Source organism: Amycolatopsis sp. CA-161197, assembly GCF_050942255.1.
Lineage (GTDB): Bacteria > Actinomycetota > Actinomycetes > Mycobacteriales > Pseudonocardiaceae > Amycolatopsis.
In genome coordinates this window covers 7,596,605-7,620,841 of record NZ_CP192059.1, presented here as the reverse complement: position 1 = coordinate 7,620,841, position 24,237 = coordinate 7,596,605, and the positions used below count along the sequence as shown (strand labels likewise).

General features: G+C 71.3%; 24 protein-coding genes and 1 tRNA gene. 18 read left to right on the top strand and 7 right to left on the bottom strand.

Annotated elements, in window-relative coordinates; all coding sequences use genetic code 11:
• Positions 1-3 precede the first annotated feature (3 nt).
• From ACQPXB_RS35850 to ACQPXB_RS35800, 11 genes are all read left to right on the top strand, one after another.
• The gene (locus ACQPXB_RS35850; protein ID WP_432845969.1) at positions 4-1,416 is read left to right on the top strand and encodes a hypothetical protein; all 1,413 of its coding nucleotides are present in this window, start codon (positions 4-6) and stop codon (positions 1,414-1,416) included.
• Between the two features lie 18 nt (positions 1,417-1,434).
• Positions 1,435-2,544 carry a DUF5047 domain-containing protein gene (locus ACQPXB_RS35845; RefSeq protein ID WP_432845968.1) on the top strand — a complete coding sequence of 370 codons (1,110 nt, stop codon included), beginning with the start codon at positions 1,435-1,437 and terminating at the stop codon, positions 2,542-2,544.
• Between the two features lie 12 nt (positions 2,545-2,556).
• Complete coding sequence (locus tag ACQPXB_RS35840; protein WP_432845967.1) at positions 2,557-2,781, top strand: hypothetical protein; 225 nt, start codon at positions 2,557-2,559, stop codon at positions 2,779-2,781.
• 111 nt (positions 2,782-2,892) lie between these two features.
• The gene (locus tag ACQPXB_RS35835) at positions 2,893-3,288 is read left to right on the top strand and encodes a hypothetical protein (protein WP_432845966.1); all 396 of its coding nucleotides are present in this window, start codon (positions 2,893-2,895) and stop codon (positions 3,286-3,288) included.
• Positions 3,269-4,120 (top strand): hypothetical protein, encoded by an 852-nt coding sequence (locus ACQPXB_RS35830; RefSeq protein WP_432845965.1) that lies wholly within the window; start codon positions 3,269-3,271, stop codon positions 4,118-4,120. The genes ACQPXB_RS35835 and ACQPXB_RS35830 overlap by 20 nt, the downstream gene beginning before the upstream one ends.
• Before the next feature lie 3 nt (positions 4,121-4,123).
• Entirely contained in the window at positions 4,124-5,071 is a 948-nt protein-coding gene (locus tag ACQPXB_RS35825) for a DUF1906 domain-containing protein (RefSeq protein ID WP_432845964.1), read from the top strand.
• A complete protein-coding gene (locus ACQPXB_RS35820) occupies positions 5,058-5,333 on the top strand; it encodes a hypothetical protein (RefSeq protein WP_432845963.1) in 276 nt (91 codons plus the stop codon). The genes ACQPXB_RS35825 and ACQPXB_RS35820 overlap by 14 nt, the downstream gene beginning before the upstream one ends.
• A 3-nt stretch (positions 5,334-5,336) precedes the next feature.
• Positions 5,337-5,963 carry a hypothetical protein gene (locus ACQPXB_RS35815; protein WP_432845962.1) on the top strand — a complete coding sequence of 209 codons (627 nt, stop codon included), beginning with the start codon at positions 5,337-5,339 and terminating at the stop codon, positions 5,961-5,963.
• 18 nt (positions 5,964-5,981) lie between these two features.
• On the top strand, positions 5,982-7,208 hold the full coding sequence (locus ACQPXB_RS35810) for a LamG-like jellyroll fold domain-containing protein (protein WP_432845961.1): 1,227 nt from the start codon (positions 5,982-5,984) through the stop codon (positions 7,206-7,208).
• Positions 7,205-7,519, top strand: coding sequence for a hypothetical protein (locus ACQPXB_RS35805; RefSeq protein WP_432845960.1), 315 nt, complete (start codon positions 7,205-7,207; stop codon positions 7,517-7,519). The genes ACQPXB_RS35810 and ACQPXB_RS35805 overlap by 4 nt, the downstream gene beginning before the upstream one ends.
• A 13-nt stretch (positions 7,520-7,532) precedes the next feature.
• Complete coding sequence (locus ACQPXB_RS35800; RefSeq protein WP_432845959.1) at positions 7,533-7,874, top strand: hypothetical protein; 342 nt, start codon at positions 7,533-7,535, stop codon at positions 7,872-7,874.
• 77 nt (positions 7,875-7,951) lie between these two features.
• Here the strand turns inward: ACQPXB_RS35800 and ACQPXB_RS35795 are convergent, their stop codons facing one another.
• The 3 genes from ACQPXB_RS35795 to ACQPXB_RS35785 all read right to left on the bottom strand — a co-directional run bounded on the left by ACQPXB_RS35795 (position 7,952) and on the right by ACQPXB_RS35785 (position 9,551).
• Positions 7,952-8,272, bottom strand: coding sequence for a hypothetical protein (locus tag ACQPXB_RS35795; RefSeq protein ID WP_432845958.1), 321 nt, complete (start codon positions 8,270-8,272; stop codon positions 7,952-7,954).
• Positions 8,273-9,180: 908 nt separating this feature from the next.
• Complete coding sequence (locus tag ACQPXB_RS35790) at positions 9,181-9,369, bottom strand: hypothetical protein (protein ID WP_432845957.1); 189 nt, start codon at positions 9,367-9,369, stop codon at positions 9,181-9,183.
• Positions 9,366-9,551 carry a hypothetical protein gene (locus ACQPXB_RS35785; RefSeq protein WP_432845956.1) on the bottom strand — a complete coding sequence of 62 codons (186 nt, stop codon included), beginning with the start codon at positions 9,549-9,551 and terminating at the stop codon, positions 9,366-9,368. The genes ACQPXB_RS35790 and ACQPXB_RS35785 overlap by 4 nt, the downstream gene beginning before the upstream one ends.
• Positions 9,552-10,071: 520 nt before the next feature.
• Between ACQPXB_RS35785 and ACQPXB_RS35780 the strand changes: the two genes are divergently transcribed.
• From ACQPXB_RS35780 to ACQPXB_RS35770, 3 genes are read left to right on the top strand one after another with little or no spacing between them, the layout of a single operon-like run.
• Complete coding sequence (locus tag ACQPXB_RS35780; protein ID WP_432845955.1) at positions 10,072-10,278, top strand: hypothetical protein; 207 nt, start codon at positions 10,072-10,074, stop codon at positions 10,276-10,278.
• Positions 10,275-10,805: a DUF6879 family protein gene (locus ACQPXB_RS35775; RefSeq protein ID WP_432845954.1), complete on the top strand. Its 531-nt coding sequence runs from the start codon at positions 10,275-10,277 to the stop codon at positions 10,803-10,805. Before ACQPXB_RS35780 ends, ACQPXB_RS35775 begins: the two co-directional genes overlap by 4 nt.
• Complete coding sequence (locus ACQPXB_RS35770) at positions 10,802-11,641, top strand: helix-turn-helix domain-containing protein (RefSeq protein WP_432845953.1); 840 nt, start codon at positions 10,802-10,804, stop codon at positions 11,639-11,641. The genes ACQPXB_RS35775 and ACQPXB_RS35770 overlap by 4 nt, the downstream gene beginning before the upstream one ends.
• Positions 11,642-11,930: 289 nt before the next feature.
• On the opposite strand, the gene ACQPXB_RS35765 is transcribed toward ACQPXB_RS35770, so the two are convergent.
• From ACQPXB_RS35765 to ACQPXB_RS35755, 3 genes are all read right to left on the bottom strand, one after another.
• A tRNA-Arg gene (locus ACQPXB_RS35765) sits at positions 11,931-12,004 on the bottom strand.
• 1,782 nt (positions 12,005-13,786) lie between these two features.
• Entirely contained in the window at positions 13,787-14,338 is a 552-nt protein-coding gene (locus ACQPXB_RS35760) for a peptidase inhibitor family I36 protein (RefSeq protein WP_432845952.1), read from the bottom strand.
• 168 nt (positions 14,339-14,506) lie between these two features.
• Positions 14,507-15,574, bottom strand: a complete 1,068-nt coding sequence (locus ACQPXB_RS35755) for a LacI family DNA-binding transcriptional regulator (RefSeq protein ID WP_432845951.1) — start codon at positions 15,572-15,574, stop codon at positions 14,507-14,509.
• 83 nt (positions 15,575-15,657) lie between these two features.
• Here ACQPXB_RS35755 and ACQPXB_RS35750 point away from each other — a divergent pair, with 83 nt between their 5' ends.
• A complete protein-coding gene (locus tag ACQPXB_RS35750) occupies positions 15,658-16,839 on the top strand; it encodes an MFS transporter (protein WP_432845950.1) in 1,182 nt (393 codons plus the stop codon).
• Here the strand turns inward: ACQPXB_RS35750 and ACQPXB_RS35745 are convergent.
• Positions 16,813-17,451 carry a histidine phosphatase family protein gene (locus tag ACQPXB_RS35745; protein WP_432845949.1) on the bottom strand — a complete coding sequence of 213 codons (639 nt, stop codon included), beginning with the start codon at positions 17,449-17,451 and terminating at the stop codon, positions 16,813-16,815. The genes ACQPXB_RS35750 and ACQPXB_RS35745 overlap by 27 nt on opposite strands.
• 63 nt (positions 17,452-17,514) lie before the next feature.
• Between ACQPXB_RS35745 and ACQPXB_RS35740 the strand changes: the two genes are divergently transcribed.
• The 3 genes from ACQPXB_RS35740 (at position 17,515) to ACQPXB_RS35730 (ending at position 23,907) form a co-directional block, all read left to right on the top strand.
• Positions 17,515-19,533 (top strand): cytochrome c oxidase assembly protein, encoded by a 2,019-nt coding sequence (locus tag ACQPXB_RS35740; protein WP_432845948.1) that lies wholly within the window; start codon positions 17,515-17,517, stop codon positions 19,531-19,533.
• A gap of 100 nt (positions 19,534-19,633) precedes the next feature.
• A complete protein-coding gene (gene ettA / locus ACQPXB_RS35735) occupies positions 19,634-21,310 on the top strand; it encodes an energy-dependent translational throttle protein EttA (RefSeq protein ID WP_366586672.1) in 1,677 nt (558 codons plus the stop codon).
• 14 nt (positions 21,311-21,324) lie between these two features.
• On the top strand, positions 21,325-23,907 hold the full coding sequence (locus ACQPXB_RS35730; RefSeq protein WP_432845947.1) for a hypothetical protein: 2,583 nt from the start codon (positions 21,325-21,327) through the stop codon (positions 23,905-23,907).
• Positions 23,908-24,237 lie beyond the last annotated feature (330 nt).

The following is a 24,237-nucleotide window of genomic DNA, read 5'->3' as shown; positions in this document are numbered from 1 at the left end:
CCGGTGGCAAGGGTTCCGCCCGGCTGGGCCCGCGGCGCCTACGCTGCGCGCGGTAGCGGCGCCGCCCGCCCGCCGGGCCAGCAGACCATCCCCCCGCCCATCCCCGGTGGCACCGCGTCGTGGACCTACCAGCCCAACCGGACGCTCATGTGGACGGTCCGCGGCTGGGCCGGCCGCATGTCGCCAATCAACTACCCCGGCGGCGGCGTCAGCATCCGCCCCATCGCCGAGCGCGGCGTCATGCGCGTCACGGCCTGGTGGCCGGACGCCACCGCCCTGGCCCTGATCCGGATCGAAGAAGACGGGACGATGTACCCGGTCCGCGGCGCCGACTCCGTCACGGTGTCCGGCACGACCCGCAGGAACCTGTGCCAGAACCCGTCGTTCGAAGCAGGGATCAACGGCACCGTGCCCGACGCCGGCTCGCCGACACTGAGCAACCCCACCACGGGCGCGGCGCGCGGCACTGCCTACCTGCTCGCCACCGTCGCCGCGGCCGGCAGTTGCGGCGTCCTGGTGCCGACGACCTTGAGCCCGGGTTCCGACCTGACTGTCGGGCTCGACCTGAAGCTCTCGGCCGTGGCCTCCTCGGTCACCGTGGTGGCGAACTGGTCCGACGCCAACGGCTCCGCTCTCGTCGCCGCGACCGCGGCGCTGTCGGCGGACGACATCAACCGCAGTGTCGCTACGTGGGGGCGGCAGGTTCTGCACCTGCCGATCCCGCCCGGCGGCGCCACCGGCACGGTGAAGGTCGTCGCCGCCGGGCTGCCCGCAGGCGGTTCGATGGGTCTCGACGGGGTGGTCATCGAGCGCGGCTACACCGACGCGTCCTTTTTCGACGGTGACACTTACGGCGCGACGTGGCTGGGCACGAGCGCGTTGTCCAGCTCGGTGCTGGCGCCGCTGGCCACCATCGACGACGGCGAGTGCCCCGTCGATCAGCCCGTGCGGTACAAGCTGGTCAACGCCGGCCGGACCGGCGGCAGCATGACCTCCGACCCGGCGACGCTGAGCTCGGGTGGCCGCGTGTGGCTGACGCACCCGTCCGATCCCGGCAACCCCGTGGAGATCTTCGTCGAGGCCCGGCCGCGGCGGGGCCGCAAGGCCAACCAGGCAGTGTTCCAGGCGATCGACGACCCGCTGCCGATCACCGTGGCGCCGCGCCGCCGTTCTGGCTGGCAGTCCACAGACGACATCAGCCTGTGGACGTTCGACGAGGCCGGCACCGAGCAGCTCTGGGCGCTGCTCGACGACAACCGGCCGATGCTGTTCCGCGCGGCCGCTGACCTCAACTACGGGTCCAGCGTGTGGAAATCGTTCGGCGACATGGCCGAAGACCCGGACGGCACTGCGGTCTGGCAGAAGTACCTGAAGATCAGCGGCTCGTGGACCGAGGTCGCGGCGCCGGCGGTGTAGGCGGGAGGGGGCGCGGCGATGTGGTCGCTGAGCAACGAGGCAGTCAAGGAGCTGGGCGCGAGCCACACGATGGACGTCAAGGCCGTCGTGAGCTCCCCCTACACCGGCACCCGCGAAGTCCCGGTGCTCGACGGCGGCGTCGACGTCGACTCCGGCAGCCAGGTCCGCCGCACGGCCACGCTCGTCACGGACCCGCGCGAGTGGCCCGGTGACCCGACAGCGCTGCTGACGCCGTTCGGCTCGACCTGTGCGCTGTACCGCGGGATCGTGATCCCCGGGCAGGACGAGCCGGAGTGGGTGCCGCTCGGAGTGTTCGCCCTCGACAAGACCGGGCGGAGCCGCTCGGCGGAGAGCCGCAGCGCGGTCACGGTGAAGCTGGTCGACCCGTCGCAGCGGGTTGCCGAGGATCGCTTCGACGCGCCGACCCAGACCCTGCCTGGCGCCACCTACGTCTCCGAAATCACCCGGTTTATCCGTGGCACCCTCGGCGCGGGTTACCCGGTCATCGACCTCACGGGCAACACGAGCGTCGCACCGGTGATGGACATCGAGAAGGAACGCTGGGGCGACGGTGTCGAGAAGCTGGCTGACGCGATCAGCGCCGAGGTGTTCTTCGACCAGATTGGGCAGGCGATCATCCGGCCGCAACCCACGCTGTCGGACCCGCCCGTGTGGTACGCCCGCACTGGGCGCTCCGGAAACGTTCTGACCACTGACGAAGAGTGGAACCGGGACAACGTCTACAACCGGTGGGTCGTCACCGGCACCCGCTCCGATGGCACGACACCCGTGCGGGCGGTCGCCACCGACGACGACCCGGCCTCGCCGACCTACATCGGCGGTCCGTTCGGCAAGAAGACCCGGTACTACAGCACGCCGCTGATCACGACCAGCGACCAGGCGGAAGCCGCGGCCGCGGCGTTCCTGTCCAAGTCGCAAGGTCTGTCCTGCACCGTCGATTTCAGCCTCGTCGTCAACCCGGCGCTCGACGGCGGTGATGTCATCGAGCTCGCCGATGCCGACCTCGGCCGCGGCGTGCACATCCTCGACAGCGTCTCCATCCCGCTGACCGCCGCAGGCGCGCTGACCACGAAGACGCGGTCGCTGCTCCTGCCCGCGGAGTCCTGAAAGGACACAGCCATGGCACTGGGTGAGGCGGTCGCCGCCGAGATCGACGACCGGTTCCGCGCGCTGCGCAAGGCAGGCACCGTCTCGGCGATCAGCGGGATCAAGCTCTGGGTGCTCGTCGACGGCGGATCGATGCTGCTGCCCAAGTACCGCCACGTGTCGGCGGTCGTGGGGGACGAGGTCGACGTCGACACCTCGCGCGCCGGCGCGTGGGTCGTCGTGGGGGTGTTGGGTTGATCCGGCGACGTTCCCGATTCCCGCTGCCGCCGTGGAGCGGCGCAGCGATCGCACGCTCGCCTGACGGCTTGCAGCGACAGATCGAGGTGATGCCGAGTACGAGGGGGTCACGTGCTGCTCGCTGCCGACGAGGTCGATCCGACCGCGGGACCGCCCTGGCTGGCGATCCTCCTTGGGGTTCTCACTCTGATCGGCGTTCTGATCACGGCCTACGCGCCGGTCCTGCTCGAGCGAATCAAGCAGCGGCGGGGAAAAGCGCCCGCGAGGCCCGACGAGCCGCCAGCGTTGCCGGCGGCGCCGGTGGTGCAGCGAACGGATCAGGCACTCGACTTGGTCAGTGACGCGATGGCGGATGCGCGCCGCGAGAGAGACGAAGCGCAGGACGACAACCGCCGGCTGCTCAAGGACAACACGAAGCTCATGCAGGAGAACGCGGCCCTGAAAGGGCTGGTGTACCGGCTGGATCCGACGTGGGACGGGGAAATCCGTGGACGATCACCGAACTGAGGACGCTCTCGGACAGGTCCGGGACGGCGTGCACGAGCTCGCCGACACCGCCCCCAGGGAGGCCCGCCGTGCCGCGCGCGCCGAGGTGAAGACCGAGCTGCGGAAGTTCTGGCCCCGCATCATCATCGCGGTGACCGCGGTCGTCGTGCTGATCGTCCTCGTCGGCGGCTGGTCGGTCGCGACGCTCTACGTTCGGCAGGCCGCGAGCGAATCCGCGATCACCTCGCTGCGGCAGCAGGCCGACACCGCGAAGGCGGCCGGCGAGAAAGCGAACACGGAGCTGCAGGCGCGCGGCCAGCCGACCGTGCCGATCCCGAACCCGGGCACCGCGCCGGACTCCGACGTGATCGTGCAGTCCGCAGCCGCGCGGGTCCTCGCGTCGTTGTCGGGCCGGTACGTCACCTTCTCCGAACTCGGCGGCGGCATAGCGCAGTACTTCGCGGCGAACCCGATCACCCCTGCCGGGCCGACGCCGATGCAGATCTTCGCCTCGCTCGCCGCCTACTTCGCCGCGAACCCGCCACCGGCCGGGCCGCAGGGCCTGCAGGGCGAAGCGGGCCAGCCGGGCGCGCAAGGGGAGAAGGGCGAGAAGGGCGAGAAGGGGGACAAGGGCGACCCGCCGACCGTCGACGAGATCCAGGCCGCCTTCGTCTCCTACCTGCACGACCACCCCGACGCCCTCTGCCCGAACGGCGGGAGCTTCGCACAGATCCGCGTGCAGCTGGCCGATGGCGGTGCCGCCGACACCTGGCAGTGCGTCGTCGCCACCTACCCAGCACCCAGCACCACGGCGGACCCGCCTTCTGACACACCCACCCCGACCGGAGGCTGACCTATGGCAACCGTTCTCGACTACTCCACCGGCCGCCCGAGCGGCGCGGCGGTAGCCGACGAGGGGCACGCCGGCGTCGTGCGCTACATCGGCACGCCCGGCCGCCCGAAGAACCTCACCCGAGCCGAGTACCAGGACATGGCCGCGCACGGCCGCGGCGTCGCGCTCGTCTACGAAAACCACGGCGGAGACGCCGCCGGCGGCCGCTCCGCCGGCGTGCTGGCCGCGCAGACCGCGCGCGCGGACGCCGACGCCTGCGGGTTCCCGCGCGACCGCCCGATCTACTTTGCGGTCGACTCGGACCAGGTGAGCCAGGCGCAGTTCGCCGCCGTCATGGCCTACCTCGACGGCGTCGCGTCGGTGCTCGGCGCCGCCCAGGTCGGCGTCTACGGCGAGTACGACGTGATCGAGCAGGCCGTCGGCCCGCACGCCCGTTACGGCTGGCAGACCGCGGCGTGGTCCAAGGGCAAGAAGTCCAGCAAGGCCGCGCTGTACCAGAAGATCGGCACCGTCGTCGTGGGCGGCGTCGAGTGCGACGAATCCGACGTGCTGGCCGCCGACTGGGGCCAGCACAACTACACCGCCCCCGTGGCGCACAACGAGGAGGACGACGACGTGAGCAGCGACGTGATCATCGGCACCGGCACCGGTGCGGACCAGCCGTGGCAGGACCTGGTGGTCCCGGTCAACGGCCACCAGTACTTGCGGATCGCCAGCACGTACCAGCAGGACGTGATCGTCGAGGGCATCTCGATGGTCGACGACACCCCGGGTGGGAAGGGCACGCACGGCGTCACCGTCCAGACGGGCGGCGAGGTTGACGCAGACCGGCCGGGCCCGTGGAACCTCGCCGGCGCCGACAAGGCGTTCGCGAACTACTCGCACGTCGTCGCCCGGGTGAAGGCCCCGGCTGGCGCGAAGGTGAAGGCGTGGATCAATGACCGTCCCTGAGCAGACAACGACCGCGGCCACCGAACCCGTCGCGATCGCCGAGGGGGTGCGCGCGCTGCTCGTCGCGATCGTCGCCACCGGGTGGGTCGTCATCCCCGACACCACGATCAACATCGTCGTCTCGGTCGTCGGGTTCGCGATCTCCGTCGTGTCCACGATCCTCGCGCGCCGCAAGGTGGTCCCGCTCGCGAAGCTCGGCCCCGACGGCGTTCCCGTCATCACCGTCGTCCCGCCGGCGCCCGACGCCCCGAAGGAGAGCTGACCCGTGGCGACCCCGTACCGGCAGTTCCTGAAGAAGGTGCTGAACAAGGAGATCGACCTCGACAGTGACACCCTGCGGGCGACGCTGCACACCGCCAGCTACGTGCCCGACCTGACCGCGCACGACTACGTCGACGACCTGACCAACGAGCTGGCCACCGGCGGCGGCTACACCGCCGGCGGGGTCGCGCTCACCGGCGTCGCCGTCACCGTCACCGCGGCCAACTCGTGGGCCACCGTCGCCGCGGTGTCCACGGCCTACACCGTCGGGAAGATCGTGCGGCCCTCGGCCGGTAACGGGTTCGTGTACCGCGCGGTCACGGCCGGCACGTCTGGGGCGAGCGCGCCGGTCTGGCCCACCGTGATCGGCCAGACCGTCACCGACGGCGGCGTGGTGTGGGAGTGCTTCGGTGCCGCGGTGCTCGCGGTCGACTGGGACGACCCGACCTGGCCGGCGCCGTTCACCGCGGGCCCGTTCCGGTACCTCGTCGTGCACGACCACACCCCGGCCACCGACGCGACCCGGCCGCTGGTGTCCCTCACCGACTTCGGGACCAACCAGACCGGCGGCAGCGGCCCGTTCTCCTCGGCACTCGACCCGGCCGGCGCGTTCGTCATCGGCCTCGCGTAGCGGCGGAAGGGCGGGGCGATGTCGTTCCGATTCGGCGCCGACGGCACTGGCGACTCCCGGGTCAGCCGCGCCGGCGGCGCCCTCGACCCGCAGGCGGCCGGTGGGTGGACCGTCTGCGGCTGGTTCTACCTCAGCGCCGACCGCAACGACTTCTCCACGATGTTCCGCTGCCACGCAGGCTCCGGCAGCACCACCCGGCTGACGCTGGCCACGAAGACCGACGGCACCACACCGGCCGTGTTCACCCCCGGGAACACGGCCGGCGTGGCCGCCGTCGACGCCTTCACCGTCGACAGCTGGCTGTTCATCGCCGTCGTCCAGTCCGGCACCACCGCGACGATCTACACGTGCGCACCCGGCGGCACGATGCACAGCGCGAGCGGCACCTCCTCTGGAGGGTCCGCGCCGGACGGATACACCATCGGTGGCCGCTCCTCGTCGGACGCATCCGAGTGGTTCAACGGCCGCGGCCGATGCGTCCGGCAGTGGGCCACCACCCTCACCCCGACCGAGCTCGCCGCCGAACGCGACTCGCTCACCGCCGCGGTGAAGGCCGGCGCCTACAGCGACCACCCGCTCGCCACCGGCACCGACTTGTCCGACGCCTCGCCCAACAACCGCACCCTCACCGTGGGCGCGGCCGCCGGCACCTCCGAAGCCGACCCGCCCATCGGCACCGCGGTCGCCGACACCCTCGCCAGCCTGCGGGTGGGCGTCCTGCCGGAAACCCCCCGCGTCGGCCTCACCCGGTCGGACGCGCCCGGGGCGGCCCAGCTCGCCGCGCTCGCCGAGACGCCCGCGGTCGGCCTCAGCCTCCCCGACACCCCGGCCGCCGCGCGGGCCACCAGCCTGGCCGAGTCCGCCGCGGCCGGCATCACCCAGCCGGACGTACCCGGCCATGCGCGCGTCGCGCCGCTCGCCGAGCAGCCGACCAGCAGCGTCGTGATCCTCGACGTCATCAGCCACCTGCGCGGGGCCGTGCTGCCGGAGACCCCGAGCATGGGCATCGCGCCACAGGACGACGCCGGCGCGCTCCGCGCTGTCCCGCTCCCGGCCGTCCTCGCGCCGGCCAGCCTCGCCGTGCCCGACGTGCTCGGCGCGCTCCGGGTGACGGGCGTGCCGGACACCCCCACCGGCACGGCGCCCACCGTGCCGCGCGACGTCACGGTCACCGCAACCGTCCTGCCCAGCCGCCACCGCGCGGCGCTGCTTCCATCCCGCTGGACCGCCCAGGAGGCGCGATGAAAGAGCAGTCCGCCCTCTCCACCGACCGCGTCGAGGTCCAGATCACCGCCACCGCCCCGGACGGCACGGAGATCGACATCGACGCTCTGCCCGTCGACCTCGCGATCATCCCCGCCGAGCAGCAGCGCGACCCGGTCGAAGGCGATTGGGCACCGGCCGAGCACCTCCGGCCCGGTGTTGTCGGCCTGCTCGTTGGTCCCTACGGCGACACCACGCGCGTCCTCGACCGCGGCGACTATCAGGTCTGGCACCGCGTCACCTGCAGCCCGGAGCGCATCGTCGCGTCCGCCGGCAAACTCCGCATCACCTGACTAGGAGGACCTCGTGACAGCACTTGGCGACCACGCGATCTACGAGCTCGCGTACCAAGGGATCACCGGCACCGACGCCACCAACATCACCACGATCGTCGGCACGTTCGCCGACTACACAGACCCCGACGAGCGCGCCCAGATCCTCGTCAAGGTCCAGACCCTGCTGCAGTTCAAACCGCTGAGCCCGCTCACCAGCGAGCCGGCCCAGTGGATCGACCGATCCGACCTCTCCGGCGAGCGCGAGCTCTGGCAGTCCAAACGCGACCCCGACGCCTGGTCCCACGACGGCGGAGTGACGTACTACATGCAGTCCCAGACCGGCTCGACCTACGAATCGGCCACCGCCCCGTAGCCCACAAGGACTCAGCCGCAAAGAAGCCCCCGCGCTCCCGCCACTTGTGGCGGGAGCGCGGGGGCTTCTTTGCGGCCTCAGGACTTGGTGAGTTGGCTCGGCGGCTGCCCAATGGGAACCCGCTTCAGCGTTACGGTCGCGCCGACGTAGCCCGGCGCGGAATCTCCCTCGTGCTTGATCGTGGGAAGATCGAATCCGCACGGCGTTGAAGTGAGCTCGGCATCGCGCTGACCGACGAACTTTCCGTCGGAATCGGTTACCTCACACACCAACTTCGTGGGTGTGGCATCGGCAGCGTCCCCGCTCCCGGGCAAGGTGAGCGCCAAAGTGACGGCGACGCCGGCAGCGACCAGGATTCCGAGGATCGTGAGCACGAATGTTCGTCGCGAGATTGTCACGGTGACTCCTCCTGGGGCGCTAGATCGTCTGCCCTCTGTACTCGTGTTGATCACGTTGGCCGTTACAACAACCCTGGCGACGCCGGGCGGGTCCGGCGACCCGAGGGGGGAGGGTGGGCGCCGGACCCGCGCCCGAACCGTACCGGTGGCGCTGTCTGCGTGCACCGCAGCAACGCGTTCAGGGACGCACGCACGTGTACAGGCCCACCCACTGCCATCCGGACGGGCAACCCGGTTGGGGGAAGGCGATGCAGCAGTACACGACGAACCCCACGAGCAGCACCGCTGTGGGCAAGCCGTAGCGCAGCCACCACCGGGTCAAGCACGGCCGCGTCTCGCAGTGCGGCCATTCGCCTTCCCACTGCGTGGTGCCATGCTCGCACGTCGGTTGGAATCGGCCACGTTTCTCATTCGCCGCGTATCGGTGGGCCGGTGCCGCCTCACTGGCGCGGGCGTGTTCCGTAGCCCTCCTTGTCAGCAGTGGCACGGCGGCCCGCAGATGATGCAGAACGCGGAACCGTTGCTGTGTAAGCAACTGTGGTCATAGCCGAGAAGCCAGCGGATCAAGCCGCGCAGACGGTTCACGTCGGACTCCGTTTCTGGGTGATAGGCGGTGCCTCGCGGGGTGGCCGGTGGCTCCGCGAACACCGGGCCCCGCGAGGCGAACCACCGCGCAGCAGGGGGATCTGCGCGTGGCCTCCCGTCGCACGCCCTGGTGCAGACCTCGGGGGGTTGGGCTGCGACGCGTGACGGAAGTTGATACCCCGGCCGCCGTGCCCGCTCGGGGACAAGCGCAGCGGCCAGGAGTGAACGGCCGACGAAACAACTGGGGATGATCCGCCTGCCCATCGAGGCGGTCTGGAACCCGGCCGCCGCGCCAGCCCGAAGCAAGCGCGGCAGCCGGGAGATCAAGGGATGGGGTAGTGGTAGTGCTCGCACTGATCGGCGTTGCCACCGTTGCGGTAAACGGTTTTGCAGAACTGGCAGGTTCGGGCCGACAGCTGCCAGGCGGTGTAGTTCGCGATCTCGTGCGGCTCCGCGCGTTGGTGCGCCAAGGACGGCAGCGGCGTCGCTTTCGTGATCCCCGGGCCGGTCATCGCCACTTCTCCGGAAGCTCGTGTGGGCGGCCGCCCTTCGGCCAGTAGGCGCGCACGATCCGCAGGGCCGCCTCGTACTGCTCCTCCGTCGGCACTTCGCCGCACTCGAGCGGGGTCGCGATGATCGCGAAGTCGTCGTCGATCGACCTGACCTCGCCGCGGCGGGGCCTCGGCGACAGCACGCCGAGGGACCGTCGGTACCCGCAGCGCCGAATCAACTCACGCCGCTGCGCGCCTGACGGCCGGTGGCGGACTGAGGAGCGCATCACGCACCTCCCAGGTGCTCGACCAGGTCGGCGAGAGACGCTCGCAGGTTCGCGATCAGCCGACCGCCTGTGCTTTCCGCGCCGTCGATCCGAAGTACCGCGGACGGCCCATCGCCGATCGCCAGCCCGACCGCGTCTTCGCCTTGCGCCGTCTTCGTGAGTCCGGTGGTTACCTGGACCGGCCGGCCCGCAGTGTCGGATGTTTGTACGGCTCGCTCTTTCCGCCATCCCCGTTCCACGGGACTGAGCATCGGTCACGCGCGAGCATGGAGCAATAGAATCCATAGAATTCTTGCGCAAGTACATCCGAATGGACGGTAGTTTGATCACTCTCGGTAGCTGAAATCGGCCACTCTTGCCACCGGTGGGCGCTGCCTGCGCGGTGATCAGTCGTGGAATTCTGTAGATTCCACGAAACGCACCACGGAGGACACCGATGGAGCTCACGCACCTGTACTCGACCTCGAAAAACGGCGGTTGCCCCGAGCTGTACGAGACCGACCGGGGTACCTACGTCGTTCAGGGGACGCGCATCACCGACCCGCAGGCGCTCGCCGCGCTGCGCAAGCGCGGCTTCCCGGATCACGAGACCGCGGTTGAGGTCCCGAAGGGTCTGCTCGACTTCCTCAAGGGCGGCGCGTGACCCGCCGACTGCTGAACGCCGACGACGAGTTCGCCGCACTGCTGCAGTCGGTGCGGCGCTCGTCGTGGCGGTGGGAATGCCAGGGCGAATACGCCGTCGACCTCCCCGAGGTCGAGCGGTGGCGCGCCGGGTTGCCCGCCGAAGAGACCGAGGACGACCGCGCGTGGCTGGCCCACCTGCGGAGGTTGCGCGCCGACGGTATCCCGTTCCAGCGCGTGCGGATGTTCACCGAGCCGCTCAATGACTACCTCGCGTGGATGCGAGAAGCGATCGGTCCCAACGTCGCCGCCGGCGAGGACGTGCGCTGGCTCGCCGAGTCGACGGCCCGTGCGCATGGCCTGCCGGGCTACGACTTCTACCTGCTCGACGACGAACGGGTCGCGATTCTCGAGTTCACCGATGCGAAGGTGCTCACCGGTGTGCTCGTTGACGATGACCCCGCCGTGCTCGACGAGCACCGCGCCTGGCGCGCCACGGCGTGGCCCATCGCGATCCCGCACGCGGAATACGTCACGATAGCCCTGTGATCGAGCGCGAACTCCAGATCTTCGCCAGCGAGCTGCGGCGTCTGCGCCTCGCGGCCGACTTCAGGACTGGCAAGGAGTTCGCTGCTGCCATCGGCTGGATCGCTTCCAAGGTCTCGCGGATCGAGAACGCGCGCACTCTCCCCTCGGATGATGACCTCGTTACGTGGCTGAACAGCGTCCGGGCCGACGAGGAGACCTCGACGCGGCTGCGCGACCAGCTCGTCGACATCAGGGTCGAACGCGACCGCTGGAAGCAGCAACTGCGTCACGGGCACTCTGACCGCCAGCGCGACGAGGCGATCGCCGAGCGCGACGCCACGCGCATCGTGTCAGTGGAGCTGTTCCTGGTGAATGGTCTGGTCCAGATCCCGGCGTACGCCCGGTCGGTGTTCGAGCTCGCCGCTGGCATGCACGCCACCCCGGCCGACACTGACGCCGCGGTGCGCGAGCGCATTCAGCGCCAGGACGTGCTCTACGACCCCAGTAAGCGGATCGAGGTCCTCATTGGAGAGTCCGCGCTGCGGTACCCGATCGCGACCGTCCCGGTCCTGCGCGCGCAGATCGACCGGTTGCTCAACCTGATCGGCCTCGCGCATGTGCGGCTCGGCATTGTGCCGCTCGACGCACTCCAGCCGACGATCACCATGCACGGCTTCACCATCCACGACGACACCGTGATCGTGGAGATCAACCACGCCGAGCTCACCGTGACCGACGCGGACGACGTCGCGCTGTACAACGACATCGTCGACCGGTTGTGGGACGTCGCCGCCGAGGGCGAGGATGCGCGTGCGGTGTTGATGCGTGTGCAGAGAGCCATTTACCCGTCCGGGTAACGGTTCGGACTCGGCTGTTCCCCGTGCTGCTTTGGCTCGTGCATCTGGCGTAGCTGTCGTCGCCGTTCGGCTCAGCACGTGGTGGGCTGTGTACGGTGCGCGGTCCGTCCACTCTGCACTCTCGATGCCGGCGTGCTGTGGCACCCGGGCCGTGGTCTGGGTTCGGATCGTCGACCCTGCGACGCGTGCGTCGTGTGGAGAGCTGAATCGAAAGTGGACCGTAAAAGGACCATTCGCGCTGGTTGGCTCGGCTGGGCCTGGTCAGAAGTGGCTCTGACCAGGCCCAGCGTGCCCCCGGCAGGACTCGAACCTGCGACCTAGAGATTAGAAGGCTCTTGCTCTATCCAGCTGAGCTACGAGGGCCCGGGTCGACGACGGTTGCCGATCTCCAGCACCGGCAGCTTAGTCGTCGCCATCCTCTCGATCGTTCGACACCGTCGAATCGTTTCAGGTCTCGTTCGCCGGATTCGCCGGATGCCACGCCCCTGCCCGGTCCCCGCGCGGGTGATCTTGGTCGTCGCCACGGGGACACGCCGGCGGCGCGTTCACCAGGGGTTCATCGGGCACTCCGGGCTCGCTCGCGGCCGTTGCCCGCCCACGACATCCCGCCCGAATGGGTGGGATCGCCACGACTCCTCGGCAGGGCCTCGGCCGGGCGGGGAGAGGGGTGGTTTCGGCAGGTCGGTGGACGGGGGTCGGGGTGCACGGGGAGCTCCTCGCGGGGTCGGGGCCGGGACTTCGGCCAGACGTGATGAATGGGTGGTTGATCGGCGCGCCGGGCTGGCGCGCTGCGACGGTTGCTGCGGGTCGAAACCGATCAGGGCGATCGGCCGCAGCCGGAGCGGATCTGGCCCGGCGGTGCGCGGGGAGAGCGGCTGGAACCGGGTTAAGGCCCCGTGGGCGCGCTGGACACGGGGAAGGTGGCGCGCCCACGGGGGTGGGGCCGCTCGGGGGACGGCCCCGGGGGCCGGCGATCGGTGTGGCGGCGCGGTGGGGGCCGCGGGATGACCGATCAGCCGGTCCCGGTCGGGTGGTCGAGGTGATGGCAGGTCAGCGGCACGGTGGTGTGCGTGCTGTCGGGCCTGGTGGGCAGGGTTCGGCGTCTCCGGCGAGGGCAAGGCAGGGCGCCGCAGGGTGAGATCGCTGGTTGGAAGTGCCCTGTGGTGACCCGCCAGGTGAACTGCCTTTGGTGGACTCGCTGGTTGCGAAGCCCTGGAGGGGATCGAGGCCGGTGGGCGTATGGGCGCGACGGGGCGGGGTGTTGGTTGGGCGAGCCGTGTGGTGGCTGGTTGGGTGAGCTGTCTGGGGTGGGGTCGCTGGTTGCGAAGTCCCGGAGGAGATCAAGGTCGGTGGGCGTGCGGGCTTAGCGGGGTGGGGTCGCTGGTTCGGAGTGCCGTGTGGTGGCTGGTTGGGTGAGCTGTCTGGGGTGGGGTCGCTGGTTGCGAAGTCCCGGAGGAGATCAAGGTCGGCGGGCACGCCGGCGCCGCGGAGTGGGTCGATGGGTTGGAGCGCGCTGCGGTCCACCCGCCGGGTGAACCGACCGGGGTGGGTTCGCTGGTTGCGAAGCCCTGGAGGGGATGGAGGCCGGTGGGCGTATGGGCGCGCCGGGGTGGGGTTGTTGGCTGGGAGTGCCGTGTGGTGGCTGTCTGGGGTGGGTTGGCTGGTTGCGAAGTCCCCGAGGGGATGAAGGCCGGTCAGCGTGCGGGCACCATGGAGTGAGGTCGCTGGTTGGGAGTGCGCTGCGGTCACCCGCCGGGGGAGCTGCCCGCGGTGGGCTTGCTGGTTGCGAAGCCGCAGGGAGTGCGAGTCCGGTGGGGCACGGGTGCGGTGGGGTGAGGTTGTTGGTTGGGCGCGCGTCGCGGTGGACGAGTCGGGTGGGCCGGCCCGGGGTGGGCTCGCTGGTTGCGAAGCCCCGGAGGAGAGCAAGCGCGGTGAAGTCGCCCCGGGGAGATCTCGTTGGTGAGGGCGCTGCGGAGTTGGCAAGTCGGGTGGCTGTGCCATGGGTGAGGCGCCCGGCGGTCAGCGAGCAGAGAGCGTTCGCCGTGCGGCGACCGGATGAGGGCGCACCCGGGTGGCAAGCGTGGGGCGGTGGGGCGCCCCGGGGTGGCAAGCGGGGGTCGTGGCACCCCGGGGCGCGGTGGGGCGTCAGTTCCAGATTTTGATGGCGCGGACCACGAAGGGGGATTGCGGAACGTAAGTGCCGCCACCCGGATAGGTGGTGAAGTCTCCCTCGGTCGTGCATTCTTCGCTTTGGTAGATGGTGACGTCGCGGGTCAGGCGGTTGACGAAGGAATGGCCTTCGAATCCCTCGGGCAGGGGAATGCAGTCTTCGGGATTGGCGGTGCGGAGGTCGTAGTGCTGAGTGGTGCCGGAGTAGCTTTCGGTGGTCCAGAGGCACAGTTCGCCGACGGTGCAGGACGGGTCCGGAGTGGCGGAGGCGTGGGCAGAAGGCGCAGTGAAAGCTGCCTGCGACGAAGGAACAGCAGAAGCCGCAGAAGGTGCAGCAGGAGTCGCGGAAGGCGCAGCAGAAGTCGCGGAAGGCGCAGCAGTAGCCACCCCCGTCCCGGCCAGCAAACCCGCCGTTGCCAGCAGGAGTACGCGGGGCAGGCGCGGCAGGCCGGGCAGGCGGGACGGCGTGGTGGGCCGGCCGGAGTGGCCGGGGAACGTGGGCAGCTTCGGCAGCAGGCGTCGGAACATCGTGGGAACTCCCCCCTCGGTGGCGGCCGGAGGGGCCGCCGTGGAATGTGTGAGTTCCACGATGGCGGGTGGGGGTGGGTTTGTCTGCCCGCATTCCTACGTCTGTGGACAAGTAGTATTCCGTCGCTCGAACGGCGCGAGTTGTCCACAGATCGGTGAACGGTATTGCTAAACCTCGGCCGTGCTGTTTCGGCGGATCAACGACACCGGGAGCACCACCGGCGGAGGCGGATTGTCGCCGGCCAGCAGGTGCAGGATCAGCTCGCCCGCGGTGCGGCCCTTGCCGGCGAGATCCTGGCGGACGGTGGTGAGCGGCGGCTCCGCCCAGGCGGCCTGCGGGGTGTCGTCGAAGCCGACCACGGAGACGTCGTCCGGCACCCGCAGGCCCAGCTGCCGGGCGGCGGCGACGGCGGCCAAGGCGAGCTGGTCGGACATGCACAGCAGCGCCGTCGGGCGGGGCGTGCCGGTGAGGAGCTCCGCGGCGCTCGCCCGGGCGGTGTCCGCCGACAGCCACGGCGCCTCGGCCACGGCGACGTCGGTCACGCCGGCCGTGGACAGCGTCGACAGGTAGCCCGCCAGGCGCTCGCGCGTGCCGTGGAACGAGCTCGCCCGCGCGGACTCCAGGCCGGAGGGGCCGTCGGGCGACAGCCGGGGCGCGGACAGGATCGCGAACCGCCGGTGCCCCAGCTCCAGCAGGTGCCGCGCCGCCAGGGCGGCCCCGCCGCGGTCGTCGCAGCCGACGCGGGCCGTGTCGGGCAGCAGGGGCTGGTCGATGACCACGAGCGGCAAACCGCGGTCGTGCACGGCCTCCAGCGCGGGGCTGCCGTCGGCCAGTGAGTAGGCCACGGCGATGTCGGCCTGCGCCGCCAGCACGCGCTCGGCCGCCGGCCCGCCGTGCGCTTCGCCGCCGGGCAACAGCAGCAGCGCGTGGCCGGTCGGCTCCACGGCCTTCGCGAGCGCGTCGAGCGTGATCGACAAGGCCGGGTCCGAGAACGCCGCCGACAGCGACGCGTCGAGCAGGAACGCGATCGCGCCCGTCCGGCTCGTGGCGAGGCTGCGCGCGGTCGGGTTCGGGCCGGGGTAGCCCAGCTCCTTGGCCGCGCGCAGCACCTGCTCCCGCAGCTGCGCGGACAGCTGGTCAGGCCGGTTGTAGGCGTTCGAGACGGTCGCGCGGGACACCCCGACCGCCTCGGCGACGTCGTCCAGCGTCGGACGCCGGCGCCGGGTGCTCGTCATCGGCGGAGCATAGCGCGGCCTTGCCTTGCTGAAGCGCTTAAGTCATTCTGGGCCAAGGACTCCCGGCAGAGAGGCGGCGGAGGATGCGCGATCGGACGGCGGTGTTCGCGGTCTTCGCGCTCAACGGGGCCGCCCTCGGTTCGTGGGCCCCGCGCACGCCTGCCATCGCCGCGCACGTGCATGCCGCGCCCGGCGTCTTCGGGCTTGCGCTGCTCGGCGCGAGCGTCGGGATGCTGTGTGCCGCACCGGTTTCCGGCCGGATCACCGAACGCGTGGGTGCCCGCGCGGCCGTCGCGGGCAGCACCGTGGTGGCCGCCGTCGCGCTCGCCCTCGTCGGGTTCGCGCCGAACGTGCCGTTGCTCGCCGGTGCCCTGTTCGTGCTCGGCGCGGGCGTGGGGTCCCTCGACGTCGCCATGAACATCGCGGGCGTCGCCGTCGAGCGTCGCACCGGCCGCGCCGTGATGCCGACGCTGCACGCCGGATTCAGCTTCGGTGCGCTCGGCGGCTCCCTGCTCGCGGGCCTGGCCGCGGGCCACGGCTGGTCGCCCGCGCGGCACCTCTCCGTGGCCGCCGTCACCGCCCTCGTCGTGCTCGTCGTCGTGGTCAAAGCGGTGCCGGGGGTCCGGCCGCCGAAGGAGACCACACCGCCGCAACGCGGGAAAGCGCCGATCCGCCGGCCCGCCCTGTGGCTGCTGGCGGCCGTCGCCTTGTGCTCGGCGATCGCCGAGGGCGCGAGCTCCGACTGGTCGGCCCTGCTCATGGTCACCGTCCACGGCGTCGGCCAAGGTGCCGCGGCGCTGGCCTACTCCGGGTTCTCGCTCGCCATGGCGCTGGCCCGGCTCGGCGGCGCGTGGAGCCAGGAACGCTTCGGCGCAACGCGTTCGCTCGCCGTCGGCGCGGGCGTCGCGGCGATCGGCCTCGTCTGCACCGCCGTGTTCACCCCGGCCGCCTTCGCGTACGTCGGCTTCGCGCTGGCCGGCGCCGGACTCGCCGCGGCGTTCCCACTGGCGCTGAGCCTGGCCGGCAGCGCCGGCAAACGCGCCGACGGGGGAGGCGGCGAACGCGAGCTGGCGTTCGTCAGCACCATCGCCTACTCCGGCTTCCTCGCCGGTCCGCCGATGATCGGCGGCATCGCGCAGGCGACGTCCTACTCCGTGTCGTTCGTGGTCGTCGGCCTCATCGCGGCGCTGATCGTGCCGGCTGCCCTCGTCGCGGCCCGCGCGCGGCGGCGCGAGGACCTAGCCCTGGGTCTCCCCGTCCGGTGACTCGCGCCACTGCCCGAACGGCCGGTCGAGCGACCACTTGTCCCCGTCGTGCTCCAGCACGCGGTACTCGCACGTGCGCAGGTTCGACAGCGACTCGAACAGGTCCACGCTCCAGCCGAACAGCCGGCGGCACAGCAACCGCAGCGTGAGGCCGTGGGAGACGACCAGCACGCTGCGGGGGTGAGTTCCGCCACTGTGCAGCAGCTCGGCGAGGAAACCGGCCACGCGGTCGTCCACATCGGCACCCGACTCGCCGAAGGGCAGCCGGTAGAAGAAGTGGCCGAACTCGTGCCGCCGCTGCCGCTGCACCTCCTGGTCCTGCGGGTCCTGGAGGTTGCCCCAGTCCTGCTCGCGCAGCCTCGGTTCCTGCACCACGCGGTCGCAGTCGCTTTCGATGTCCAGCAGCCGCAGCGTCTCGCGTGTACGCAGGTAGGGGCTCACATACACGGCAGGGCGCTCGCCGCGTAGCAGTTCCTTGATCTCCGGCCCCGTCGCGGCGGCCTCCGCCCGGCCCTTTTCCGTCAGCGGGATCGCGTGGTCCGGGATCCGGGTGTACGCGAGTTGGTCGACGCTCCCGAGGGACTCGGCGTGACGCAGCAGGATGATCCGCACGAAACCATCATGCCTGGCCGCACCCCCGTGCCGCGGAAAACGAGACCGGCCTAATCTCGAACGGTGAGCACCGACGCAGTGACGAAACCCGAACCGGCAGCGCGACGCAGGACCAGTGTGCTGCCGCTGCTCTCGGTGGGCGTGGTGCTCGCCGCCGTCGTCGCGGTCGGGCTCGTGGCGCTCACCGGCGGCGCCGGCTACCTGATCACCGGTCTGCCCGACCCGGGGCTGGTCACGCGCTACGGCATCACGGTCGTCCGGGTGCTCGCCGAAGCCGCGTCCGTGATCTGCGTCGGCGCGCTGCTGCTGGCCGCGTTCCTGGTGCCGCCGCAGAAGTCCGGCACGCTCGGGCCCGAGGGCTACGCCGCCGTGCGCGCGGCCGGCATCGCCGCCTGGGTGTGGTTCGCCTCGTCGCTGCTGTCGGTGGCCTTCACCGCGGCCGACGGCGCCGGCAAGCCGTTCCTGGAAGTCCTTTCACCCCAAACGCTCCTGGACCTCGTCGACGCGATCGAGCAGCCCAAGGCGTGGCTGTGGACGGCGCTCATCGCGGTGCTGCTCGCGCTCGGCTGCCGGCTCGTGCTCACGTGGGGCTGGACGGCCGTGCTGTTCTTCGTGGCGGTCGCGGGCCTGGTGCCCGTCGCCGTCACCGGGCACTCCGCGAGCGGCGGCTCGCACGACATGGCCACCAACAGCCTGCTGTTCCACCTGATCGCGGCCGCCCTGTGGGTCGGCGGCCTCGTGGCGCTGCTCGCGCTCGGCTGGCGCCGGGGCGCACACCTGTCGCTGGCCGCCCGGCGGTTCTCCAAGCTGGCCCTGGTCTGCTGGGTCGTGATGGCGATCTCCGGCGTGATCAACGCGCTGGTGCGCATCAACCTCGGCGACCTGTTCACCACCGACTACGGCCTGCTCGTGGTCGCCAAGGTCGTCGCGTTGCTGCTGCTCGGCGTCTTCGGGCACCAGCAGCGCCAGCGCGGCGTGCGCGACCTCGTCGACGGCAAGGGCGGCGGCCAGCTGCTGCGGCTGGCGGCCGTCGAGGTGCTGATCATGTTCGTGACGCTCGGAATCGCGTCCGGCCTCGCCCGCACGCCACCTCCGGCCGACGCGGTCACGCAGCCCTCCACCACCGAACTGCTGATCGGCTACAACCTCGACGGCGCGCCCACCTTCTGGCGCCTGCTCACCGACTGGCGCTTCGACCTGATCTACGGCACGGCCGCGATCGTGCTGGCCGGGCTCTACCTCGCCGGCGTGCGGCGGCTGCGCAAGCGCGGCGACTCGTGGCCCACGGGCCGGATCGTCGCGTGGCTCGCCGGCTGCCTGGTGCTCCTGATCGCCACGTCGTCGGGCATCGGCCGCTACTCGCCGGCGATGTTCAGCGTGCACATGGGCACGCACATGCTGCTGTCGATGGTCGTGCCCGTGCTGCTGGTGCTGGGCGGGCCCGTGACGCTCGCGCTGCGCGCCCTGCCGGCCGCCGGTGCCGGCGCGCCTCCGGGGCCGCGGGAGTGGCTCCTGGCGGCCGTGCACTCGCCCGTGTCGCGGTTCCTGACGCACCCGATCGTCGCGCTGCTGTTGTTCGTGGGCTCGTTCTACGCGCTGTACTTCTCCGGCCTGTTCGACGCCGCGCTGAACTACCACTGGGCGCACCTGGCGATGAACGCCCACTTCCTGCTCGCCGGCTACGTCTTCTACTGGCCGGTGATCGGCGTCGACCCGGCGCCGCGCAAGATCCCGCCGGTCGGGCGGCTCGGGATGATGTTCGCCGCCATGCCGTTCCACGCGTTCTTCGGCGTGATCCTGATGAACATGCAGGCCGTGATCGGCCAGGAGTTCTACACGTCACTGCGCCTGCCGTGGGTCGGCGACCTGCTCACCGACCAGCGCCTCGGCGGCGGCATCGCGTGGGCCGCGGGCGAGGTGCCCGTGCTGCTGGTGCTGATCGCGCTGCTGGTGCAGTGGGCGCGCGCCGACGAGCGCGAAGCCAAGCGCAAGGACCGCCGCGAGGAGACCACCGGCGGCGAAGAGCTGGCCGCCTACAACGCGATGCTCAAGAACCTGGCCGACGGCAAACGGGCGGAATGACCACGCGGATGATGTCGTCCGCGTGATGTGGGCATGACCCTCGGTAGCGCGGTGGTGACCGCCGTCAGGGCGCGGATCGGGCCACTCTACGATCGATGGCATGGCCGAGTTCATCTACACCATGAAGAAGGTGCGCAAGACCGTCGGGGACAAGGTCATCCTCGACGACGTCAGCACCGCGTTCTACCCCGGCGCCAAGATCGGCGTGGTGGGGCCGAACGGTGCCGGTAAGTCCACCGTTCTCAAGATCATGGCGGGGATCGAGCAGGCCAGCAACGGCGAGGCGTTCCTGCAGCCGGGTGCCACCGTCGGCATCCTCATGCAGGAGCCGGAGCTGGACGAGACGAAGACCGTCCGCCAGAACGTCGAAGAGGGCCTCGGCGAGACCAAGCAGAAGCTCGACCGCTACAACGAGATCGCCGAGCTCATGGCGACCGACTACAGCGACGAGCTCATGGAGGAGATGGGCCAGCTCCAGGAGGACCTCGACCACGCCGACGCGTGGGAGCTCGACTCCACGGTCGAGCAGGCCATGGACGCCCTGCGCTGCCCGCCGCCGGACGAGCCCGTGACCCACCTCTCCGGTGGTGAGCGCCGTCGTGTCGCGCTGTGCAAGCTGTTGCTGTCCGCCCCCGACCTGCTGCTGCTCGACGAGCCCACCAACCACCTGGACGCCGAAAGCGTGCTGTGGCTGGAGCAGTTCCTCTCGAAGTACGCCGGCGCCGTGCTGGCCGTGACCCACGACCGGTACTTCCTGGACAACGTGGCCGAGTGGATCATGGAGCTCGACCGCGGCCGCGTCGTCGGCTACGAGGGCAACTACTCCACCTACCTGGAGAAGAAGCGCGAGCGCCTCGAGGTCCAGGGCAAGAAGGACGCGAAGCTCGCCAAGCGCCTCAAGACCGAGCTCGAATGGGTGCGGTCCAACGCCAAGGCCCGCCAGACGAAGTCCCGCTCGCGCCTCGACCGCTACGAGGAGATGGCGGCGGAGGCCGACAAGCACCGCAAGCTCGACTTCGAGGAGATCCAGATCCCGCCGGGCCCGCGCCTGGGCAGTGTCGTGGTCGAGGTCGAGAAGCTGCGCAAGGGCTTCGACGACCGCGTGCTCATCGACGGCCTGTCGTTCGACCTGCCGCGCAACGGCATCGTCGGCGTGATCGGCCCCAACGGCGTCGGCAAGACCACGCTGTTCAAGACGATCGTGGGGCTCGAGGAGCCGGACGCCGGCACGGTCAAGATCGGCGAGACGGTCAAGCTGTCCTATGTGGACCAGAACCGCGCCGGCATCGACCCGAAGAAGACGGTGTGGGAGGTCGTGTCGGACAAGCTCGACTACATCCACGTCGGGCAGACCGAAATGCCTTCGCGCGCGTACGTGAGCGCGTTCGGCTTCAAGGGTCCGGACCAGCAAAAGCCCGCGGGTGTGCTCTCCGGTGGTGAGCGCAACCGGCTGAACCTGGCGATGACGCTCAAGCAGGGCGGAAACCTGATCCTGCTGGACGAGCCGACCAACGACCTGGACGTGGAAACGCTGGGGTCGCTGGAGAACGCGCTGGAGCAGTTCCCGGGATGCGCCGTGGTCATCTCCCACGACCGGTGGTTCCTCGACCGGGTCGCCACGCACATCCTGGCCTGGGAAGGCACGGACGAAGACCCCGCGAAGTGGTTCTGGTTCGAGGGCAACTTCGAGGGCTACGAGAAGAACAAGATCGAGCGCCTCGGCGCCGAAGCGGCGCGGCCGCACCGGGTCACCCATCGCAAGCTGAAGCGCGACTGACGCCGGGGGCGGGAGTGGAAGCCAGCAGGCACAACCGGTCGAGCTCGCCCGCACCCGCGGGCGGGCGGCTCGCTGCTGCCGGCGGGGCGACCCTCTCCGACCTCGGGCGGCTGATCGAGCGGGCGGACGCGCTGCACCTGCGCGCGCCCGAGCTCGCCTTGGTGCTCGGCGAGCGCGCGGCCGCGCTCGCCGAGGCCGCGGGCGCGGACGAGCAGTGGATCCGCGCCGAGAGCCTCGTGGTCGCGGCGCGCGTGCGCCTCGGCGGTCGCACGTCGACCGTCGGGCGCGCCGTCGCCGCCCTGCGGGCCGCGGAGCACGCCGGGTACACCGACACGGCCGCGCGGCTGCGGATCGACCTGGCCCTGTGCGCGCGTAGCCTCGGCACACCGTTGACCGGGCTTGCGGCGCTGCGGCCCGTGCTGTCGGAGCCGGCGGTTTCGGCCGTGCACCGCGCCGAAGCGCTGTGCCACCTGGTGGGCTGCCTCGCGCAGTTCGGCCGCAAGCCGGAGCTCGACCGCGTGCTCGTCGAGGCCGACAAGCTGGTGGTCGCCGACGAGTCGCTCGACGCCGACACCCGGCTGCTCGTGCGGGCGTTGCTGCGCAACGGAGCCGCGGCCCACCGGCGCCGCCACGGTGACCTCACCGCGGCCGCCGACGCCGCCCGCACCGGCCTCGGGTTCCTCGAGAAGCTCGACAACCCGGCCGACGACGGCGGTCTCGTGCGCGTGCGGCTCGTGCTGCAGCTCGTGAGCACGCTGCTCGACCGCGGCGACACCGACATGGCGTACGACATCGCCGAACCCATGCTGAACGAGCCCGTGCGCGCGGCGGGTGTCGCGCCCACGGCGTGGCTGCGGCTGGCCGTCGCGACGCGGATCCACCTGCCCGCCGGTGCCGGCGACGCCGCGTCCGAGCTGGTGCGCGAAGCCGTGGCGAGCACGGACCGCCACGGGCTGTCCGCGATCACCGCGCGGCTGTGGCTGGAGCTGGGGCAGATCGAGGAACGGTTCGGCAGCGCCGAGGAAGCCATCGCGTGCCTGCACCGCTCGCGCGCGGCGGAACACGTCCACTCGCGGGCTCGCCGCCAGGCGTGCGGGCTGCTCGCGGGCGAGTTCGGCGCCGGCACGGTGGCGCCGCTGGACCTCGACGACGTGATCGCGCGGTCGGCGCCGCAGGGTGGCCGTCCGGTGCCGATGGCCGTGGAGCCCCCGGTGCGCGACGTCGAGACGACGGCGCTGATCCGGGCGATCCCCGCCGAGCCGGCTGCCCCGGAACCGGTCGCCGCGAAACCAGTCGCCGCGAAGCCGGTCGCCGCGAAGCCGGCCGTGGCGAAGGCTCAGCGTCCGGAAGCCCAGCCGCAGAAGGAAACCCGGTCGCGGACGGAAACCCCGGCGCGTGCGGAAGCACCACCGCGGCCGGCCGCTCCGGCGGAGACGACGTACGTGCGCGCGGCCGGTTCGGTGCCGGAGAAGCCCGTTCGCAAGCCGGAGAAATCCGGGTCGAAGACGCCGACGTGGTCGTTCGGGCGAGCGGCCGCGGAGTCGGAGGCCGAGCGGACGTCGGTGATCCCGGTGATCCGCGACGAGCCGGAGCCCGTGGCGCCTGTCGAACCGAGCGAACAGGTCGCCCGCTTCACGCTGTCGGCGCCGCGCGCCGAGGCTCCGGACCGCCCGCGCGTCGCCGAGCCGCCCGCAGCGCCGGCCAAGCGGCCCGTGAACGGGTCGCACCCGGCTTCCCGCCAGGCTCCCGCGGAGACGGGCCGCCGGGCGGCACCCGAGCCGCCGGCGGCGTTGCCGGGCTGGGTGAAGCCGTTCAAGAAGCCCGGAGCCGTGCCGGCTCCGAAGCCGGAGCCCGTCGCCGAGGTCGTCCGCGAAGAGCCGGCCCCGCCGATCCCGGCCGTGGCCGAGGACCTGCCGCGCCTGGCGCTGCCGGACCTTTCGGACATCCTGCCCGAGCTGCCGATGGCCCCCGCACCCGCGGACGAACCCGCCGCGCCGCTGTGGGAGAGCGACGAGTGGGCCCGCGAGGAACGTGCCCGCCGCGACGAGATCTCGCGCGGCCGCAAGACCCGGCACGATGCGGAACACGGTTCTGTCGCCGCGCGCTCCGTGCTGGACCGCCTCGGGATCTCCGCGGGCGGCGGTGGCGGTCGCCGGCGAGCGGACGAGGCCGGTGCGCGCGAGGAAACCGCGCGCACGGAGGAGCCCGAGGCCGTCTCCGACGTGACGGACCCGCCGTGGAAGCGCGAGACGCCGGACCTGGCACCGGCGCCGCGGGACGAAGAGGTGTCCGAGGAAGCCGTGGACCCGTGGCTGCCGCGGCTGCGGATGCCGCCGGCGCTGGATCCGCTCGAGGACTTCGACTCGTGGACGCCGACGTCGCAGCCCTTCCCGGAGAGCTACGCGCGGGCGATCGCCGAGGACGAGCCGCCGCCGGACGCCGGGCTGGCCGAGCTGCTGGCCCGCGCGCTGGCCGAGCACCAGGCGGGAACGGCGAGCGCCGCCGCGCTGGTGAAGCGGCTGGGCTCCGAAGACGACAAGAAGCGCCGTCCGGTCAACGGGCACGCTTCGGGAGAGCGCAAGCGCAACGGCGACTGAGGCCGTCGCCGAAGCCCCAGCGCGGACAACACCCCCCTTCGCCGTACCCGAAAACCGGTGAGCTCCAGCGGGTTTGCCGACGCCGGCTTCGGGGCACCTCCACCTTGGACCGCCCCTGTACGGTCGCCCGTCCGGGCGGTTTCGGTGTGGGAATCCTCGCAGTGCCGGAAGGCAACCTTTTCCGGTTTGGCCGCGGGCTTCCGTGCGGCCGCGCGCGGACTGAACCGATCACGAACCCGGTCCGGCACCACCGGACACCCCGGGTGACCGCGGGGCGTGCCCGGGGCCAAGGGATTCCCCCCTGAACGGGGTATCACCCGACTCCCGGGT

What these genes read in the sequence shown, in the direction of transcription:
- ACQPXB_RS35825 (WP_432845964.1), top strand. Translation starts at nt 4,124, where the DNA reads ATGGCAACCGTTCTCGACTACTCCACCGGCCGCCCGAGCGGCGCGGCG.
- ACQPXB_RS35755 (WP_432845951.1), bottom strand. Translation starts at nt 15,574, where the DNA reads ATGACGAGCACCCGGCGCCGGCGTCCGACGCTGGACGACGTCGCCGAG.
- ACQPXB_RS35840 (WP_432845967.1), top strand. Translation starts at nt 2,557, where the DNA reads ATGGCACTGGGTGAGGCGGTCGCCGCCGAGATCGACGACCGGTTCCGC.
- ACQPXB_RS35810 (WP_432845961.1), top strand. Translation starts at nt 5,982, where the DNA reads ATGTCGTTCCGATTCGGCGCCGACGGCACTGGCGACTCCCGGGTCAGC.
- ACQPXB_RS35780 (WP_432845955.1), top strand. Translation starts at nt 10,072, where the DNA reads ATGGAGCTCACGCACCTGTACTCGACCTCGAAAAACGGCGGTTGCCCC.
- ACQPXB_RS35845 (WP_432845968.1), top strand. Translation starts at nt 1,435, where the DNA reads ATGTGGTCGCTGAGCAACGAGGCAGTCAAGGAGCTGGGCGCGAGCCAC.
- ACQPXB_RS35805 (WP_432845960.1), top strand. Translation starts at nt 7,205, where the DNA reads ATGAAAGAGCAGTCCGCCCTCTCCACCGACCGCGTCGAGGTCCAGATC.
- ACQPXB_RS35820 (WP_432845963.1), top strand. Translation starts at nt 5,058, where the DNA reads ATGACCGTCCCTGAGCAGACAACGACCGCGGCCACCGAACCCGTCGCG.
- ACQPXB_RS35790 (WP_432845957.1), bottom strand. Translation starts at nt 9,369, where the DNA reads ATGACCGGCCCGGGGATCACGAAAGCGACGCCGCTGCCGTCCTTGGCG.
- ettA (WP_366586672.1), top strand. Translation starts at nt 19,634, where the DNA reads ATGGCCGAGTTCATCTACACCATGAAGAAGGTGCGCAAGACCGTCGGG.
- ACQPXB_RS35760 (WP_432845952.1), bottom strand. Translation starts at nt 14,338, where the DNA reads ATGTTCCGACGCCTGCTGCCGAAGCTGCCCACGTTCCCCGGCCACTCC.
- ACQPXB_RS35750 (WP_432845950.1), top strand. Translation starts at nt 15,658, where the DNA reads ATGCGCGATCGGACGGCGGTGTTCGCGGTCTTCGCGCTCAACGGGGCC.